The organism is Ruegeria sp. AB7 (assembly GCF_056542625.1).
On the sequence record NZ_JBQGAC010000003.1, the window covers coordinates 265,395 to 283,989 of the forward strand.

General features: G+C 57.0%; 13 protein-coding genes and 1 tRNA gene. 8 read left to right on the plus strand and 6 right to left on the minus strand.

Going from position 1 to position 18,595, the window contains the following annotated elements:
• Positions 1-14 precede the first annotated feature (14 nt).
• The 4 genes from ACR0EN_RS11185 to ACR0EN_RS11200 all read left to right on the plus strand — a co-directional run bounded on the left by ACR0EN_RS11185 (position 15) and on the right by ACR0EN_RS11200 (position 4,419).
• Complete coding sequence (locus ACR0EN_RS11185) at positions 15-971, plus strand: ABC transporter permease (RefSeq protein WP_170392259.1); 957 nt, start codon at positions 15-17, stop codon at positions 969-971.
• The gene (locus tag ACR0EN_RS11190) at positions 971-1,786 is read left to right on the plus strand and encodes an ABC transporter permease (protein WP_170402849.1); all 816 of its coding nucleotides are present in this window, start codon (positions 971-973) and stop codon (positions 1,784-1,786) included. Before ACR0EN_RS11185 ends, ACR0EN_RS11190 begins: the two co-directional genes overlap by 1 nt.
• Positions 1,783-3,420, plus strand: coding sequence for an ABC transporter ATP-binding protein (locus ACR0EN_RS11195; RefSeq protein ID WP_480586765.1), 1,638 nt, complete (start codon positions 1,783-1,785; stop codon positions 3,418-3,420). Before ACR0EN_RS11190 ends, ACR0EN_RS11195 begins: the two co-directional genes overlap by 4 nt.
• Positions 3,421-3,582: 162 nt before the next feature.
• Entirely contained in the window at positions 3,583-4,419 is an 837-nt protein-coding gene (locus tag ACR0EN_RS11200) for an alkaline phosphatase family protein (protein WP_170818799.1), read from the plus strand.
• Positions 4,420-4,425: 6 nt separating this feature from the next.
• Here the strand turns inward: ACR0EN_RS11200 and ACR0EN_RS11205 are convergent, their stop codons facing one another.
• The 4 genes from ACR0EN_RS11205 to ACR0EN_RS11220 form a co-directional block, all read right to left on the minus strand.
• On the minus strand, positions 4,426-5,349 hold the full coding sequence (locus tag ACR0EN_RS11205; protein ID WP_170818800.1) for an alpha/beta hydrolase: 924 nt from the start codon (positions 5,347-5,349) through the stop codon (positions 4,426-4,428).
• 12 nt (positions 5,350-5,361) lie between these two features.
• Positions 5,362-7,251 carry an acyl-CoA synthetase gene (locus ACR0EN_RS11210; protein WP_480562409.1) on the minus strand — a complete coding sequence of 630 codons (1,890 nt, stop codon included), beginning with the start codon at positions 7,249-7,251 and terminating at the stop codon, positions 5,362-5,364.
• Positions 7,252-7,411: 160 nt separating this feature from the next.
• Positions 7,412-9,232: an ABC transporter transmembrane domain-containing protein gene (locus ACR0EN_RS11215; protein ID WP_480586770.1), complete on the minus strand. Its 1,821-nt coding sequence runs from the start codon at positions 9,230-9,232 to the stop codon at positions 7,412-7,414.
• A 156-nt stretch (positions 9,233-9,388) separates the two neighbouring features.
• A tRNA-Gly gene (locus ACR0EN_RS11220) sits at positions 9,389-9,462 on the minus strand.
• 135 nt (positions 9,463-9,597) lie between these two features.
• Between ACR0EN_RS11220 and ACR0EN_RS11225 the strand changes: the two genes are divergently transcribed.
• Both ACR0EN_RS11225 and ACR0EN_RS11230 read left to right on the plus strand, forming a co-directional pair.
• Positions 9,598-11,130 carry a hypothetical protein gene (locus ACR0EN_RS11225; protein ID WP_480586773.1) on the plus strand — a complete coding sequence of 511 codons (1,533 nt, stop codon included), beginning with the start codon at positions 9,598-9,600 and terminating at the stop codon, positions 11,128-11,130.
• 142 nt (positions 11,131-11,272) lie between these two features.
• Positions 11,273-13,162, plus strand: a complete 1,890-nt coding sequence (locus ACR0EN_RS11230) for a PhoX family protein (protein ID WP_480586776.1) — start codon at positions 11,273-11,275, stop codon at positions 13,160-13,162.
• 61 nt (positions 13,163-13,223) lie between these two features.
• Here ACR0EN_RS11230 and ACR0EN_RS11235 read toward each other — a convergent pair whose 3' ends face one another.
• A complete protein-coding gene (locus ACR0EN_RS11235; RefSeq protein ID WP_170392277.1) occupies positions 13,224-13,784 on the minus strand; it encodes a tetratricopeptide repeat protein in 561 nt (186 codons plus the stop codon).
• A 40-nt stretch (positions 13,785-13,824) separates the two neighbouring features.
• Positions 13,825-14,301, minus strand: coding sequence for an Lrp/AsnC family transcriptional regulator (locus tag ACR0EN_RS11240; protein WP_480586779.1), 477 nt, complete (start codon positions 14,299-14,301; stop codon positions 13,825-13,827).
• A gap of 103 nt (positions 14,302-14,404) precedes the next feature.
• Between ACR0EN_RS11240 and putA the strand changes: the two genes are divergently transcribed.
• Together putA and ACR0EN_RS11250 are read left to right on the plus strand one after the other, a co-directional pair.
• Positions 14,405-17,803, plus strand: a complete 3,399-nt coding sequence (gene putA / locus ACR0EN_RS11245; RefSeq protein ID WP_480586782.1) for a bifunctional proline dehydrogenase/L-glutamate gamma-semialdehyde dehydrogenase PutA — start codon at positions 14,405-14,407, stop codon at positions 17,801-17,803.
• Positions 17,804-17,845: 42 nt separating this feature from the next.
• Positions 17,846-18,589, plus strand: coding sequence for a rhomboid family intramembrane serine protease (locus ACR0EN_RS11250; protein WP_170594625.1), 744 nt, complete (start codon positions 17,846-17,848; stop codon positions 18,587-18,589).
• Positions 18,590-18,595: the final 6 nt, after the last annotated feature.

Sequence of the window (18,595 nt, forward strand, 5' to 3'; positions counted from 1 at the left end):
ACGGGCTACGGATAATGCATCCCATCATCAAATTGGTTTCCCAGCGCCTGGCGCTGGGACTCCTTTTGCTGCTCGGCGCTTCGGCCCTGATTTTCGGCCTAACCGAAGCCCTACCCGGAGACGCCGCGCAAGCCGTCCTGGGGCAGTCCGCAACTCCAGAGGCCTTGGCAAACCTACGCGAAGAAATGGGCCTGAACCGGCCTGCCCTTACACGCTATTTCGAGTGGTTGGGCGGCATACTTCAGGGTGACCTGGGTCAATCCCTGACCAACAAACTTGATATCTCCGAGAGTATTGGAAAACGCCTTGGGAACACTCTGTTCCTGGCTTGCGTGGCAGCAATAGTTTCCGTACCGCTTGCAATCTTTCTGGGGCTGCTTGCCGTGCGGTTCCGCAATCGCTGGCCCGACAAACTGATTTCAGCCATCACCCTGACGACGGTTTCGATCCCCGAGTTTCTGATCGGTTATGTGGTGATCTACTATATCTCAGTGAAATTGGGGTGGTTCTCGTCGCTTGCGATGATCAATGATTCTATGTCGTTTGGACAAAAGTTGAATGCAATCGCGCTACCTGCCTTTGTTCTGACGCTGGTCGTGCTGGCACAGATGATGCGCATGACGCGCGCGGCCATTCTGAACCTCATGCAATCGGCCTATATCGAAACCGCTGAATTGAAAGGCCTCAGCACATTTCAGGTTATTGCCCGCCATGCCTTTCCTAACGCGATTTCACCGATCGTGAACGTCGTCATGCTGAACCTGGCCTATTTGGTCGTGGGTGTTGTCGTGGTCGAGGTTGTGTTCGTCTATCCCGGTATGGGGCAATACCTTGTGGATGCCGTGACCAAACGTGATGTGCCGGTTGTTCTGGCCTGCGGCGTGGTGTTTGCGGCCGTTTATATCGGTCTGAACATGGTTGCAGATATCGTGTCGATCCTTGCCAACCCAAGACTGAGGCATCCGAAATGATAAAGAACATTCCTCTTTCGGCTCTGATTGGCCTTATCTTCACCTTCGCTTATTTCTTCGTGGCGATCGCCGCCCCGTTGATTGCACCCTATGGAATGGCAGAAGTCGTCGGCGACGTCTGGGAGCCGAGCAGCCCCGAACATCTGCTAGGCACTGACAATATCGGTCGCGATCTGCTGACCCGCATGATCTATGGCGGGCGCACGACAATCTTCATCGCGGCAGCGGCGACGCTGCTCAGCTTTCTGACCGGTACGTCGCTGGGCTTGCTGGCTGCTGTACTGGGCGGATGGGCTGATCAGGCGCTCAGCCGTACGGTGGATCTGATCATGTCAATCCCGACTCTGATCCTGGCACTGGTCATTCTGGCCATCGTTCCGGTGACCGTCCCGATCCTAATCCTTGTTATGGGCTTACTGGATGCCACCCGCCCGTATCGCCTATCGCGATCTGTAGCGGTGGACATCAACGTGATGGACTATGTTGAAGCCGCCAAGCTGCGCGGCGAAGGGCGCGCCTGGATCATCTTCCGGGAAATCCTGCCCAATGCGCTGTCGCCGCTTGTGGCCGAATTCGGGCTACGGTTCATCTTCATGGTTCTGTTCATCTCGACCCTGTCGTTCCTGGGACTGGGCGTCCAGCCACCGCTGGCTGACTGGGGCGGTATCGTGAAGGAAAACAAGGATGGCATCGTCTATGGCATCGGCGCAGCGCTTTATCCCGCTGTGGCCATTGCGACGCTGGCCATCTCGGTCAACCTGGTGGCTGACTGGGTCCTGAATCGTACCACATCGTTGAAAGGAGGCCGGGGATGAGTGATGTCCTTCTCAAGGTCCGCGACCTCAAAATCGGCGCGACCGTCTATCCGCCGGGTGAAAAGCCCCATGACATCGAGATCGTGCACGGGGTCAGCTTTGACCTCGCTCCAGGCAAAGTGCTGGGTCTGATCGGCGAATCCGGGGCTGGCAAATCTACCATCGGTCTGGCCTCAATGGCATATGGCCGTGGCGGTGTAAAAATCACCGGGGGCGAGGTTTGGGTAAACGGGCGTGATATCCTCAAGACATCTCATGGGGACATCCGCAAACTGCGCGGTGGTGAGGTAACATATGTTTCCCAATCCGCCGCCGCATCGTTCAACCCCGCAAAGAAGATCATGGATCAAGTGGTCGAGGCCGCAGTTGAGCAGAAGAAGTTTTCGCGCAAAGAGGCTGAATCCCGCGCGCGTGAGCTTTTTGCCAAGCTGGGTCTGCCCGACCCTGACAATATCGGTGATCGTTACCCGCACCAGGTTTCGGGCGGACAGCTGCAGCGCTGTATGACGGCGCTGGCGCTTTGCCCTGAGCCTGATCTGGTGGTTTTTGACGAACCTACCACGGCACTGGACGTGACTACCCAAATCGATGTGCTGATGGCCATCAAAGACGCCATTCGCGACTCGGGCGTTGCCGCCTTGTATATCACCCATGATCTGGCAGTTGTGGCCCAGGTCAGTGATGACATCATGGTGCTGCGGATGGGCGATACGGTCGAATACGGAAATACCGACCAGATCATCAACCGCCCGCAAGAAGAGTACACACAGGCGCTGGTTTCGGTCCGCTCAATCGAGCACGAAGAGAAAAAACCAACTCCTGAACCCGTGCTGAGCGTCGATGGTATCACCGCGCGCTACAAAGGCTTGAATTTCGACGTGCTGCATAATGTCAACGTCGAGCTTCATCCGGGGCAGACACTGGCGGTTGTGGGTGAATCCGGGTCGGGTAAGTCTACGCTGGCGCGGGTCATCACCGGGCTTCTTCCGCCCCGCGATGGTGAGATTACCTTTGCGGGCCGCAAGCTCAGCTCTGATCTGAAAGGCCGTACGCGTGAAGACCTGCGTGAGCTGCAAATGATCTACCAGATGGCCGACGTGGCAATGAACCCGCGTCAGACCGTCGGTACGATTATCGGCCGCCCACTCGAGTTCTACTTCAACATGCGCGGCGCCGAGAAACGCAAGCGGATCGTTGAGCTGCTGGATGAGATCGAACTGGGCGAGAAGTTCATCGATCGTTATCCGGCGGAACTGTCGGGTGGTCAGAAACAGCGTGTCTGTATCGCGCGATCACTGGCGGCCAAGCCAAAGATGATCATCTGTGATGAGGTCACCTCGGCGCTCGACCCGCTGGTCGCGGACGGTATCCTCAAGCTGCTGCTGGATCTGCAAAAGATCGAGGATGTGGCATACCTGTTCATCACCCACGATCTGGCGACAGTCCGTGCGATCAGCGATAGTATCGCGGTGATGTATCAGGGTCGGGTGGTTCGCTACGGTCCCAAGAGTCAGGTGCTAAGCCCTCCGTTCGACGACTATACAGACTTGCTGCTTAGCTCGGTGCCTGAGATGCATCTTGGTTGGCTGGAAGAGGTTGTCGCTCACCGCAAAATGGAGAGCGCGGGGAACTGATCCGCGCCCTTCTCATAGAAACACCGAAGACCATTCAAATTCCCGGCGCTGTGAACACAAGCAGACGTCGGGATTTTGCTATTTGGGGCGCAAATGCGCAGCCGTAGCCGGACGAATCTCATAGGTTCGCCGGAACGAATACTCAGAAACAAGGGCCGGAACATGGACCGCAAACTGCTATTGATCATCCTCGACGGCGTCCCCTGGCGCAACTTTCGTCGACTGTTTGGCAATCTTGAAGGGTGGGTCGACAGCGGTGCTGCCCGGGTTTGGAAACTCCGCTCTGTACTGCCTTCGACCTCTGCCAGTTGCTATGCGTCAATCCACACCGGGGTCACACCGCAAGAGCATGGCTGTACAGGCAACGGCAACGTCTTCCGACTAAGCCATAAGGATGTGTTCAGTCAGGTGCGTGAGGCAGGCGGTGTAACCGGCGCGGTCACCCACAGCTATTGGTCTCAATTCTTCAATCGCCACCCGTTCGACTACGTCCGCGATGTTGAATATGACGAGCCCGACAACCTGACAATCAACCATGGTCGCTTTCATTCAATGACGGGATATGGCAACGCCAACCAGATGACGCCAAGCGATGTCGATCTGTTTGCCTCGCTCACCAACATGTGTCTGCGCTTCGGGCTGGATTATGGCATCCTGCACACTTGCACACTGGACAGCATGGGGCATCGTTTCTTCCACGATTGCACAGAGATGGATCATGCCTGTTTTGTCATGGACGAAATGCTGGCCCCGTTCATCCCGCGCTGGCAGCAGTTGGGCTATGACGTCATCGTGACGGCTGATCATGGCCAAGACGAACGCGGCCATCACGGTGGTCGCAGCCCGTTGCAGCAGGAAACGGCGCTTTACTATTTTGGCGAGGCCAAAGGCCCTGAACCGGATACCGTGATCGACCAGCTACAGCTTGCACCAACCATACTTCAGCGCATGGGCGCACCGGTGGCGGATACGATGAAAGCCAAGCCGTTCCTGACCTGACGCGGTTCAGTCGTAAGACCAAATCCCCTGCCCCAATGCCTCAATGGCTACGGAAATGCGTTCAAAGCTGTCCGCTGCGCGCCTTACAGATGTTCTGGCGCGTAGGTACCCATGGACCAAACCGGCCTCGTTGATGCAATGTGCTTGCCCACCTGCGGCTGTGATCCGGTCACAGTAAGCTTGCCCGTCATCGCGCAGCGGATCGCAATCGGCGGTCACCACCACCGTCGGCGGTAGCCCCGAGAAATCGACGTCATGCAACGGTGCATAGGTAGGATCGTTCTGGGGCGTGGTACCTTGATACCGAACAGTCTCATAAAACCGGATATCGTCCAATGTCAGCAGCGGGGCATTGGCATGTTCGATATACGACCCCTGCGACATATCTCCGCCTAAGCCGGGATATATGAGGACCTGCCCCAGCACATTTTCCAACCGCCCCCGACCATGGTGCGAAACGGCTGCTGCCAGATTGCCACCCGCGCTGTCACCGGCCAGCACGATCGGCTCTCCGTATTCCTGAACCACCCAGTTCGTGGCGGTCCAGCTATCCTGAAACTGCGCCGGGTGCACATGCTCAGGGCACAACCGATAGTCGACCGAAACGATCCGATAGCCCGTCTGGGCGCAGAGTTCCGCACAAACATCATCGTGGCTATCCAAGCCCCCGACGACGAACCCACCACCATGTATGTAGACGACGGTCCGGGTGGGGTCACCGGCGCTATAAATGCGAACAGCTACGCCATCGGCGGACCTGTCGCGCACCTCGATGCCAGGTGGGCGCGGCTGGCGGAAGTCCTGACACATCGCGTCATAGACCCGGCGTTGGTCAGCAATGGACATCTCTACTGTATCATCCGGATAGCTCTCGGCTGTGCGCCGGATGAAACCCCAGGTCTCCTCGTCGATCAGACGTTCATAGTCCATTGTTCCTCCGAATTATTCAGACCACTCCCATGGCCGGGTAAACGAACCCAGCACTTTTGAGACATCGTCTTCGGAAGACCCATTCGCGTCAAGCTGCGCGACAAGACCTCGCTTCTTGTCATCGATTACCGAAACAACCCGCGCTTCAATGCCTGCGGCGTCCAAAGCACCGTTGTAGATGCGAGTGATGGCCTGCTTGCGCAGTTCGGGTTTGAAAACCTTGCCAACGGCGGTTTTCGGCAATTCATCCAGAATGGTCATATGCTTGGGCTGTGCCGCACGTTCATGGACGTGGACCTTGCAATAGTCCATCAGCTCCTGTTCAGTGACCGAGGCCCCCTCGACCAGTTCAACAAAGGCGCAAGGCACCTCACCCGAATGCGCATCAGGCTGACCGATGGCCCCTGCAAAGGCGACGGCATCATGGCCCAGCAAGGCCTCTTCGATTTCTGCAGGATCGATATTGTGTCCGCCGCGAATGATCAGGTCCTTCGCGCGACCGGTGATCCACAGATAGCCGTCCTCATCAAACCGTCCCAGATCGCCCGTGCGCAGGTATTTATCGAAATGATAGAGGTTCGTATTCTTGTCGGTCTCGGTATAAGTATTTCCCGCGTATACGCCGGGGTTCGAGATGCAAATTTCACCGATCTGATCTACGCCGCACTCGGTTGGTCCATCCGGCCCGTCCTGCAGGATTTTGACGTCCGTATAGGGGAACGGGATGCCGATCGAGCCGATCTTCTTTTCCCCATCCACGGGGTTGCATGACACCAGACAAGTGGCCTCGGTCAGGCCGTAGCCCTCGACGATAGTAACGCCGGTCGCTTCTTCAAACCGACGGAACAGTTCGACCGGCAACGGAGCTGATCCCGAAAATGCTGTTTTAACGCTGGATATATCCGCATCCACAGGTCGCTGCATTTTGGCTGAAATCGCTGTCGGCACTGTGATGATGAACGACACCTTCCAGCGTTCGATCAGTTTCCAGAAATTGTCGAATACGCCATCACCGCGATACCCGGCAGGCGTCGGGAATACCACATGTGCACCAGACGACACCGCCGCCATCACGATGACATGCACCGCAAAGACATGGAACATCGGCAGTGGGCACATGATGACGTCGTTCTCGTCAAAGAGCAGCGTGTTGCCCAACCAGCCATTGTAGATAAGGCCCGAGTATTTGTGCTGCGCCACTTTCGGCATGCCCGTGGTGCCGCCCGTGTGGAAGTAGCACGCCACCCGATCTTCCTGGCTATCCTCAAAGTTCAGCGTTTTAGGCTGCTTGTTCAGCTCATCAAGGAAGTTCTTGTAGTCCGCATGGGCCAGCTTTTCTTTATCACCCATCTTTGGGCGCAAGAACGGTACAAGCCAGGATTTGGGCGGCGTCAGATAGCGATTCAGGTCGATCTCAAGGATCGTGTTGACACCCGGAGCGTGACGCACAGCCTCTTCAACCTTTTGGGCCACATCGGTTTTGGGAAAGGATTTCAGGGTGACGACAACCTTGGCCTTGGTCTCACGCAGGATCGCCGCGATCTGCTCTGGCTCCAGCAACGGGTTGATCGGGTTCACGATCCCGGCCACCGCACCGCCCATCATGGTGACCAGCGTCTCGTTGCAGTTGGGCAGCACATAGGCCACCACATCGTTTTCTCCGATGCCAAGGGAACGGAATAGGTTGGCGGCCTGATTGACTTTGCCCAGCAGTTCGGACCATGTCAGCGTCTCGGCCTTGTCGCTCGGGCCGGACAACAACTGAAAGCTGATCGCTTTATGGTTCGGGAACTTGCCCGCCGTCCGCGACAACAGTTGATGGAAGGTGACGGGTACGTCCCGATCTTCCCACGCCATCTCCTGCTCGATGCGCGCCTTGTCTTCCAATCCCACAAAGGCCATGTGGCTCCTCCCCTGATCTGTCTCCCGTGTCGCGCACAGGCTTGTTTGTCACCTCCAAGATGGAAGCAAAACACACCATGCGCAAGCAAGGGCTTAGCGATCAGGTCCGGGAATATGTAGAATGACGCTACGGCGAAACGAGATGTGCCGGAGCGTCACTTTATTCTGCAGCCACCCCGTCGGTGAACTGCAAGCGTGCGAGGCGGGCATACAAACCGTCCTGCGCCACCAGATCGTTATGGGTACCCTGCGCCACAATGCGCCCGGCTTCCAGCACGACAATCCGGTCTGCCTTCTTAACGGTCGCCAGACGGTGCGCCACGATCAGAGTGGTGCGCCCTGCCCTCATGTTATCAACCGCACCCTGCACCGCACGTTCGCTTTCTGCGTCCAAAGCCGAGGTCGCCTCGTCCAGCAGCAGCACCGGTGCGTCGCGCAGGATGGCACGTGCGATGGCGATACGTTGCTTCTGACCACCCGACAGCATTACGCCCCGTTCGCCCACAAAGCTGTCATACCCTTCGGGCAAAGCCGAGATGAACTCATGCGCGGCGGCGGCTCGGGCGGCGGACTCGACTTCGGCATCTGAGGCGTCCAGACGGCCAAAGCGGATATTCTCGCGCGCCGAAGCGGCAAAGATCACGGGGTCTTGCGGGACCAGCGCGATGTGCTGACGGAAGTCGTCACGGTTCAACTCGCGCAGGTCGAGCCCATCAAGACTGACCTGTCCCGCATCGGGATCATAGAACCGCTGAATCATCTGGATGACTGTTGTCTTGCCCGCACCAGACGGGCCGACAAAGGCCACTGTCTCCCCAGGTTTAATCTGCAGTGACAAATGATCCAGCGCGACAACGTCCGGGCGCGCGGGATAGTGGAATGTCACATCGTCGAAACGTATCTCTCCGCGTACGGGCACAGGCAATGCCTTGGCCTGCGACGGATCGTTGACTGTATCTTCAGCGTTCAGAAGCTCGACCAAACGCTCGGTCGCACCTGCAGCGCGCTGCAACTCGCTCCAGATTTCGGACAACGCCGCAACTGAACCCGCCATGATGATCGAATAGATCACAAACTGGATCAGCACGCCCTCGGTCATGATCCCGTTGCGCACGTCATTCGCACCCATCCACAGCACACCAACGATGCCAGAGAAGACGAGAAAGATCACAATGACGGTCAGAATCGCACGGGTCTGAATCCGACGCAGAGAAACTTCGTACGAAGTTTCTGTCATCTCTCCAAACTGCGTCCTGCTGGCGTCCTCATGAGTAAAAGCCTGCACGGTTTGCACCGCACCCAACGCCTCGCCGGCATTTCCAGAGGACGCCGCAATCCAGTCCTGATTTTCCCGGCTGATCACCCGTAACCTGCGGCCCAGTACCAATATTGGCACAACCACCAGCGGGATAAGCAACAATACCATTCCGGTCAGCTTGGCCGACGTCAGCAGCATCAGCACCAGTCCACCGACGAACATCAGAAGGTTGCGGAGCGCGATGGACACAGACGACCCCAGCACCGATTGGATCAGCGTTGTGTCGGTGGTGATCCGGCTCAGAACTTCGCCGGTCATGATGCGCTCGTAAAACTCGGGGCTCATCCCGATCACGCGGTCAAAAACCGCCTTTCGGATATCGGCCACCACACGTTCACCCAACCGGGTCACCAAAGCATAGCGAATACCCGTACCCACGGCGAGAATCCCGGCTATACCGAGGGCGGCCAGAAAGTACCATTCAAGCAAATCACCATCTTCGATGCGGAAATTGTCGACCACACGCCGCACAGCCAAGGGCAATGTCAGCGTCATGCTGGCCGTCAGGATCAACGCCAGTGTCGCGCCGATCATCAGCAGTCGATAGGGCTTCATAAACGGCCACAATGACCGCAGCACGCCAATTTTTTTAGACCTAGCCCGTTCATCGTAGGCGCCGGGCGCTTGTGCATTTGCTGGATTGGCGGAGCGTGTTCTTGCCATATCTGGCCCTTGTATTCTGGTCGCAGCCTTTATCAGGCGTCAATCAACGTTTCATGGCGGCGTGGGACAATGGGGTCAAGCTTTGGGCGCAATTCGGGGCACGATCCGGGCCTTTTGACGCATTCGACCGGAATGTTAGAGATGGAGGGGCTGAGTTGGAGCGGGTAGACGGAATCGAACCGACATAGCCTGCTTGGAAGGCAGGGGCTTTACCATTAAGCTATACCCGCTCAGTGCTTGCGCTGATTATTTTATGTACCAACCATCGTCAAGCGCGAAGTTGTGTTTTCAGCCTCAGATACGGCGCACGACATCAATGACACGATCTTCAAGAAATTTTCAGATGGGCGGCAAAAAGGGAAGTCGTGGCAATTCAATGGTCGTTAATTAGCGATGGAAAACAGATCTGGGTCACCACCAAACGCAAGGGAAGTAACTTGATTCCGGCATCTAACTCACACTGGAGAGAAACACTATGTGTGCTTATCCCAGCCTTAGTGTTCACTTGCCTGATCGTGTTGACACTCTCGCAGCAGTCGCCCGTATGGATGCCTTTGGATGATGCCTATATAACAATCGGAAACGTGGATCTGTTTCTTTCGGGGCGCTCAGATCTTTACGGCAATGATGGTCCGACCGGCGCAAGTAGCTTGGTTCATTTTCTCGTGCTGGCCTTTTTATCGCAATTCACCACTACACCAGAGGCCAGCTTGGCCTTGAGCGTTCTAAGCGCCGGCGCATATATGATTGGGTTATGGTTGTTACTGTGTTCCGTGTCAGGCTCTCGGATTGTTGCAGCATCTGGGTCGATTGCGGGTCTCTTATTAGGATTCGCGTGGCTCCACCTTATGAATGGCCTAGAGACTGGTATGGCAATGGCAGCCATCACTTGGGCCTTTTTTCTACGCCAAACCAATCGCCACGTCGCGCTATCGATATTGATTGGCATAATGCCTTTTATCAGACCGGAGTTTTACGTTCTTTCTGCTCTCTTGTTCATTTCTATCATCGTCGTGAAGCCGATCAACTACGCGTACTGCGTCAAGATTTTTTTCATTTCCGCATCCGCCTACATAATCTTGGCACTTGTGAGCGTTCTGATTCTAGGCAGTGTTTGGCCTGATACCGCCGGCGCGAAAGAGGCTTTTTTTGCAGAGAAAGGTGAAGTTTTCTCTAGTCGACTGATGGTCGCTCTGCGCGCCGTGGTCGAGACCAATCTGCTTGTGGTTTTCTCGGGCTTGGTCTTCGCACCATTCCTTAGGGGAGGCTGGGTTGCCTTAGCTTTTTTCGGAATTTTTGTGCTCTCATCAGCTCTGAAACTACCGGGTGCTCTGTATCACAACGATTTCCGCTACCTGTATCCGTTGCTACCAATTGCAATTGCATCTTGGACAGCGGTCCTGACGGCGCGTCAAGTTTCTTCGGCCCCGGTCTTTGTGATCGGTGCCCTCCTGTCGGTATACGCTTTTGCGACAAGCAGTTGGCCAGTCTACACCATACAATGGAAATCGGGTAGCGAAGAGCGTCTTATTACAGCGGAATGGATGACTGAGAATTTACCGTCGAATTCTGTAGTAGGTGTTCACGACGCAGGCTTTATACCCTGGAAGATCGCCTCAACAGTCTCGAATCAAAACATTCGGTTCGTTGATCTTGTCGGCTTGAAGTCGCCTTCCGCGATCAAATTTCACGAGGAATTCACTGCCCCCTCGAATGGTAAAGAACGATGGCGAGCATTTGATGTGTTGGGGCGGGAACGTAAGATTGATTACATCATTGTTCTGGATCGACCGTTTTGGCGTCGTATCGAAGACAGTTTCAAGACTGCGGGCTGGGATATCAACCTTATTTTCGCCAACGAGGGCGGATATCAAGTGTTCTCAGCCAACCCAAATTGAGCGGAGCAATTGAAAACTGCCTGTTTTGAACTGATGTTTTCGAAATGGAGAATAACTCAACCTGTGGTTTGAAAACAAACTGTCATGTTACGTGAATATACGCTGTTCACCAAAACCCTATTCAGACAGCCAGGAGCTATCCATGACAGACGTCGATCTTACCACCCTTTCCGCCGACGATTGGGATGAGTTGCACTTCCCCCGCCCGGATGAACACGACTTCGACCGCGTGGTTGAAAGCGCTATCTCGCGACGGGGTTTCCTGTCAGGAGTTGTAGCTCTTGGGTCGGGCGCTGCGGTGATGGGCGCTGGTTTGTTGGGCTCAACTTCAGCACAGGCGGTCGATGCGCAACGCTTTGCCTTCACGCCGATTCCCGCCCAGACCGATGGGACAGTCCACGTGCCGGAAGGTTATGAGTGGAAGATGCTAATGCGCTGGGGCGATCCGCTGTTTTCCGAGGCCGATGGATACGATTTGACCGATGGCGGTAAGGTTGAAAACTCCGACAAGGTTTTTGGCGAGAATACGGATGGGATGGAGACATTCTCGTTCCGGGGTCACGAGCTGATTGCGATCAACCACGAGTACCCGAACCGCAAGATCAACCTGCCTGCCGCGCAGGAAGGTGTTCCAACCAGTGCCGATGACGTTCTAAAGTTGCAAAACATCCAGGGCGTGACCGTAATGGAGATCAAGGAAGGCCCTGCGGGCTGGGCGGTCGTTAAGGACAGCCCCTTCAACCGCCGGATCCACCACAACACTCCAATGAAGATCGTCGGCCCCGCCGCTGGTCATGACCTACTGAAGACCGAGGCCGATCCGACAGGAACCGCGTCGCTGGGCACCATGAACAACTGTGGTTCCGGCAAGACACCGTGGGGCACCTACCTGACCTGCGAAGAAAATTTCAACGGCTACTTTGGTTCCTCTGACGAGAATGCCAGCTACGATCAGAAGGTCGCGGACGGCATGAAACGCTATGGCATCAAGGCCGAAAGCTGGAACGGTTACGAGCTGTTCGATCCGCGTTTTGACACCTCGAAAAACCCCAACGAGCCGCACCGCGCAGGCTGGATCGTGGAAATCGACCCGACGAATCCCGACAGCACTCCGGTCAAACACACAGGCCTGGGCCGTTTCAAGCATGAAAATGCCGAGGTCACGCTGGCTGCAGACGGTCGCGTGGTGGTCTATATGGGCGACGATGAACGTGGCGAGTATCTGTACAGGTTTGTCTCGAACGCGGCCTATGCGCCCGGTGTCGATACTCAGAGCCTGCTGAATGATGGCACGTTATATGTCGCCAAGTTCAATGACGACATGAGCGGTGAATGGTTGCCGCTGACGCCAGAAACGACCGGTATGGACGCGGCCGAAATTCTGATCTTCACCCGTATGGCGGCATCGGCTGCGGGTGGCACCACCATGGACCGTCCGGAATGGGTGGCCTCAAGCCCTGTCGCGATTGAGGCCTATTGCTGCCTGACCAACAACAAGAACCGGGGTGTTAAGCCAAATGCTGGGGGTGATGACACTGCAGTCAACGGCCCTAACCCGCGCGAGGCCAACAAATACGGCCAGATCGTGCGCTGGCGTCCAGCGGATGAAGATCACGCGGCCACTGGCTTTGATTGGGATCTCTATGTCATGGCCGGAAACCCAACTGTTCATTCGGATAACCGTGGCGGATCGGCAAATGTGAACGAAGGCAACCTGTTCAACTCACCCGACGGCATGGCCATCGATTCGACTGGTCTGGTCTGGATTCAGACAGACGGGAATGATGACAACGAGGAAGAATTCGCAGGAAACGGCAATAACCAGATGCTAGTTGGCGATCCCGTGACCGGGGAGATTGTGCGCTTCATGACCGGCCCGAATGGCTGTGAAGTCACCGGTCTGGCCTGGTCGACCGACCTGCGCACCATGTTTGTTGGCATCCAGCATCCGGGCAGCAATTGGCCCGATGGCGGTACGCCGCGTTCGTCGGTGATTGCGATCAAACGCACCGACAACGGGCTGGTCGGCTAATCAAGCCCTTGCATCAAAAGCGCTCCTGAACTTCGGTTCCGGGGCGCTTTTTCGTCTCAATTCAAATATCCTCACCCGGTGGATCAAGCAGCCCGCCCGGCGCAAGCAAGGCACGCTCTGAAAGCCACGGGTTCAGTTCGAGTGCATGGTTCAGCGCCGTTCGCGCTTCGTCCAGCCGCTTGAGACCCAATAGCGATAATGCCCGCCCGCTAAGCGCCGCTACATGGTTCGGGGACAGCTCAATGGCCCGATCCAGATCGATCAGGGCCGCACCGTAATCCTGCTGCAAATAGTTGACGAATGCCCGTTGATTGTACCCCTCGGCATAATCCGGGCAATAAGCGACCAGAGCGTCAAACTCGGCCAGCGCACCGGTCAAATCCCAAGACTCGCGCAGAGACATCCCGCGATCCAACAGGGTTTGAGATCGGGCGTCCGGCGCATCGGTCCAGAGTTGCCACATCCGTCCCGAAATGCCCCGCGCCTCGCGCTCAGACGACGCGGTTTGGGCTTGCGTAATCAGGGCGTCGACGCCAGAGATATGATCCGGCGCAACCGGGCAATCTGCAGAAGCCTGAGCGGCAGAACCAGCGAGTATGGCAACGATAAGTACGTTTTTCATCCTCTCTAACCTGATCCATCAGTCGTTTAGGTCAACTGCTTTATAGCGGAGCCAGCAACCCGGTTTCTTTCACCGCCTCCATCGCAACGAAGGTGGAGGTGTTGGCAACATGCGGCAGGGATGAGATTTTCTCGGCTAGCACCGTGCGGTATTCCGTCATCGATCGGGTGCGGATTTTAAGCAGATAATCAAAGTTGGACGCGATCATATGAGCCTGTTCAATCTCAGCAACTCTGCGCACCGCTGCATTGAACTCGGCCAGTGCCTTTTCACGAGTATCTGTGAGACGCACCTCGACAAAGGCCACATGGTCAAGGCCCAGACGGATCGGGTCCAACATGGCGCGATAGCCTGTGATGATCCCGTCAGCCTCAAGCCGCTTGAGCCGCGCCTGTGTCGGCGATTTTGACAAGCCGATCCTGCGTGCAAGGTCCGTCACTGAGATGCGGCCATCTTCAGCTAATGCCGTAAGGATCGCACGGTCAAAGCGATCAAGGTTGGACAAGTCGTTTTGCATGATCAGGCTCCTATATTTCAGTCAATTCGACCAGAATTTGAGAAAATTCGGTCCATTCTCCTGACTATAGGCGGTTATATTAGGCAAAAGCCCCGGAGTACACATGTCACACAGCCTACGCACCAAAATCGACACCCAAACTTATGCCGACCAGTCCACTGTACTGGACGCGCTGATCTCTCAGGCCAAGCTGTCAGAGGCCGACCGAACGGCCATTTGCGAGGCTGCAGCCCAGCTGGTGCGCGACATCCGCTCAAGCACGTCGCCTGGCATGATGGAAGTGTTTCTGGCTGAATACGGCCTGTCCACAGATGAAGGCGTTGCACTTATGTGTTTGGCCGAGGCGCTGTTGCGTGTGCCAGATGCGGATACCATTGACGCGCTGATCGAAGACAAGATCGCTCCGTCAGACTGGGGAAAGCATCTGGGACAATCATCCTCGTCACTGGTGAACGCGTCGACATGGGCGTTGATGCTGACAGGCCGGGTCCTCGACGAAGACAAATCCTCGCCCGTCGGCGCGCTGCGCGGGGCCATCAAGCGGCTGGGTGAACCGGTGATCCGCACCGCCGTTGGTCGTGCAATGAAAGAAATGGGACGTCAGTTCGTTTTAGGCGAAACCATTCAATCCGCCATGAAGCGCGCCAAAGGTATGGAAGATAAGGGCTATACCTACTCGTACGACATGCTGGGCGAGGCGGCACGGACCGAGGCCGATGCTGCCCGCTATCACCTGTCTTACTCGCGCGCGATCGCCGCTATTGCCGAGGCCTGCACCCATAAAGACATTCGCGAAAATCCGGGCATCTCGGTCAAGCTGTCGGCCCTGCACCCCCGTTATGAGCTGGCACAGGAACAACGGGTGATGGACGAACTGGTGCCCCGGCTGCGCGCGCTGGCTTTGCTGGCCAAGGCGGCGGGCATGGGGCTGAACGTTGACGCGGAAGAGGCCGATCGCCTGTCGCTCTCGCTACAGGTGATCGAAGAAGTTATGGCAGAGCCTGCACTGGCCGGTTGGGACGGGTTTGGCATCGTCGTGCAAGCCTACGGCCCACGCGCCGGGTTGGTGCTGGATACGCTCTACGAGATGGCCCAGCGGCACGACCGCAAGCTGATGGTGCGGCTGGTCAAGGGCGCTTATTGGGATACCGAGATCAAGCGCGCGCAAGTCGAGGGCGTCGATGGTTTTCCGGTCTTCACCGATAAGGCGGCGACGGATGTGTCCTATATCGCCAACGCCCGCAAACTGCTGGGAATGACCGACCGTATCTATCCGCAATTTGCCACGCATAACGCCCATACGGTCAGCGCCATCCTACATATGGCGGACGGCCAGCCATTCGAATTCCAGCGCCTGCACGGGATGGGTGAGACCCTGCATCAGATCGTGCGCAACAAGCGGACCTCGCGCTGCCGTATCTATGCTCCGGTCGGCGCGCATCGGGATCTGTTGGCCTATCTGGTACGTCGCCTTCTGGAAAACGGGGCAAATTCCTCGTTCGTCAATCAGATCGTTGATGAGGAAGTCGCCCCAGAAACCGTTGCCGCAGATCCGTTCGTAGCCGTTCAAACGCCTGGCAAACCGCTGCCAACCGGGCCTGAGTTGTTCGCACCGGAACGTCCAAACTCGAAAGGTTTTGATCTGCACCATACGCCAACGCTGGACCAGATCGACATCGCACGCGACGCCTTCCGCGCCCATCATTGGTACGCCCGACCTTTGCTGTCGGATGATGCACAGCCTTTGGCAGACACTCCCGTGATCAATCCCGCGCAACCACTGGATCGTCCCGGTTCGGTTGCTGCGGCCAGCCCCGAAGACGTGGAACTGGCGTTGGCCAGCGCTTGCCCATGGCAGGCTTCAGCAGAGAAGCGCGCTGAAATTCTAAATAGAGCAGCCGATCTCTACGAAGCGCATTTTGGAGAGCTGTTTGCCCTGCTCGCCCGCGAAGCCGGAAAATCCGTGCCCGATGCGGTAGCCGAGCTGCGCGAAGCGGTTGATTTCCTGCGCTACTACGCCGCCAATATTCCTGCCGCCAAACCCGCCGGTATATTCACCTGCATTAGCCCGTGGAACTTCCCTCTGGCGATCTTCACCGGGCAGATATCGGCTGCGTTGGCCACCGGCAACGCTGTGCTGGCAGCCCCTGCCCCGCAAACGCCATTGATCGCCCATCGTGCCATTCAACTGATGCATGAAGCAGGCGTTCCGCGCGATGCGCTGCAACTTCTTCCGGGCGGGCCGAAGGTGGGTGCGGCGCTAACGTCGGACGAACGCGTGTCTGGTGTGGCCTTTACCGGTTCCACCGCGACCGCGCTGAAAATCCGATCAGCAATGGCGCAGCACATGCGGCCGGGTACGTCATTGATCGCCGAGACCGGCGGCCTGAACGCGATGATCGTAGACAGCACCGCGTTGCCGGAACAAGCCGTGCAGTCGATTATCGAAAGCGCGTTCCAATCGGCAGGCCAGCGATGCTCGGCCCTGCGCTGCCTCTATCTGCAAGAGGATATTGCCGATGACGTTCTGACCATGTTGCAAGGGGCGATGGACGCTTTGCATGTGGGCGATCCTTGGCTGATTTCAACTGATTGCGGCCCGGTCATTGACGCGCAAGCCCGGCAAATCATCGCGGACCACGTGGCCCAGGCCCGCTCAGAAGGACGGGTACTGAAGGAGATGACAACGCCTCCTGAAGGTACATTTATCGCACCGACCCTGATCGAGATACCTGGCATCTCGGCGCTGGAGCGCGAGGTGTTCGGTCCGGTTCTGCACGTCGTCCGGTTCAAGGCGCAAGATATCGACAAGGTCATCGCGGATATCAATGCCACGGGCTACGGCCTGACCTTCGGCCTGCACACTCGGATCGACGACCGGGTGCAGCATGTGACCGAGGCGATCCATGCCGGTAATATCTACGTCAACCGCAACCAGATCGGCGCAATCGTCGGCTCGCAACCCTTCGGTGGCGAAGGACTGTCCGGCACCGGCCCCAAGGCGGGCGGTCCGAACTATATGGCACGGTTCTGCGCACCTGATCGGCAGAATGCTTCGGGACGCTGGGACAGTTCGGCTGAACCAGGTGCGCCCGAAGGGCAACCTGCAACGCCCGGCACCCAATCGCTGCCTGGCCCCACCGGTGAATCGAACCGCCTGACCGAATATGCCCGCCCCCCGCTTTTGTGCATGGGTCCGGGGACTGAGGCAGCCGAAGCACAGGCGGATGCGGTCAAAGCGTTGGGCGGCACAGCGATACGTATGACGGGCATGCTGGATTTGCACCGGCTTGAAAACCTGACCGGTTTCTCGGGCGTTCTGTGGTGGGGCGACGATGACACTGCCCGCCAGATCGAACAGCACCTGGCCCGGCGCGATGGCCCGATCATCCCGCTGATCCCCGGGCAGCCCGACCGTGCGCGGGTGCTGGGGGAACGCCATGTCTGTGTCGACACCACCGCCGCCGGAGGCAACGCCGCCCTTCTGGGAGGTGCGGCATAACCGGACCTTGACGCTGGGCGGCGAAAAGCCCAGCGTCGCGCCATGTTTCCGATCCGAGACCATAACCCTTCGGGGCGTACTCCGTTTGTTGTTTATGCCCTTATGGCTGCGAACATACTGATCTTCCTCAGCTATGTGGGTGTCATGGAGAATGCGCGGCTGATCAATCAGCTTTATATTGACTACGCGGTCATTCCTGCCCGGATAACTGACGGCTATGGGTTCGAGACACTCGTGACGTCAATGTTCCTGCATGGGGGCTGGATGCATCTGGCGGGAAACATGCTGTTTCTGTGGATATTCGGCGATAACCTCGAAGACGAAATGGGGCATGTGCTGTTTCTCGTGTTCTATCTGCTGGCGGGAATCGGAGCGGGGCTGATTCACGTCATTTCGGCACCGGATTCGGTGGTGCCAACAATTGGCGCGTCTGGAGCGATTGCTGGTGTCATGGGCGGCTATCTTCTGCTTTTCCCAAAAGCGCGCGTAGATATCCTGCTGATTCTGATCGTCTATATCCGGATCTTCACTATCCCGGCCTTTATCATGCTGGGTGTCTGGCTGGGCCTGCAATTCCTTGGCAGCCTCTCCAGCAATCCCGATGAAGGTGGCGTTGCCTATTGGGCGCATACCGGAGGGTTCTTTGTTGGTTTGATCCTGTGCATCCCCCTATGGCTCAGGCGCGGAGGGACTGGGTTCTGGAACCGCACCCACGGCCATCCACCGCATCCGGAACACAAGTACAAACTCTCGCAATCGCGCATCCCCAAAGTGCCGCGCAAATAATCAAGC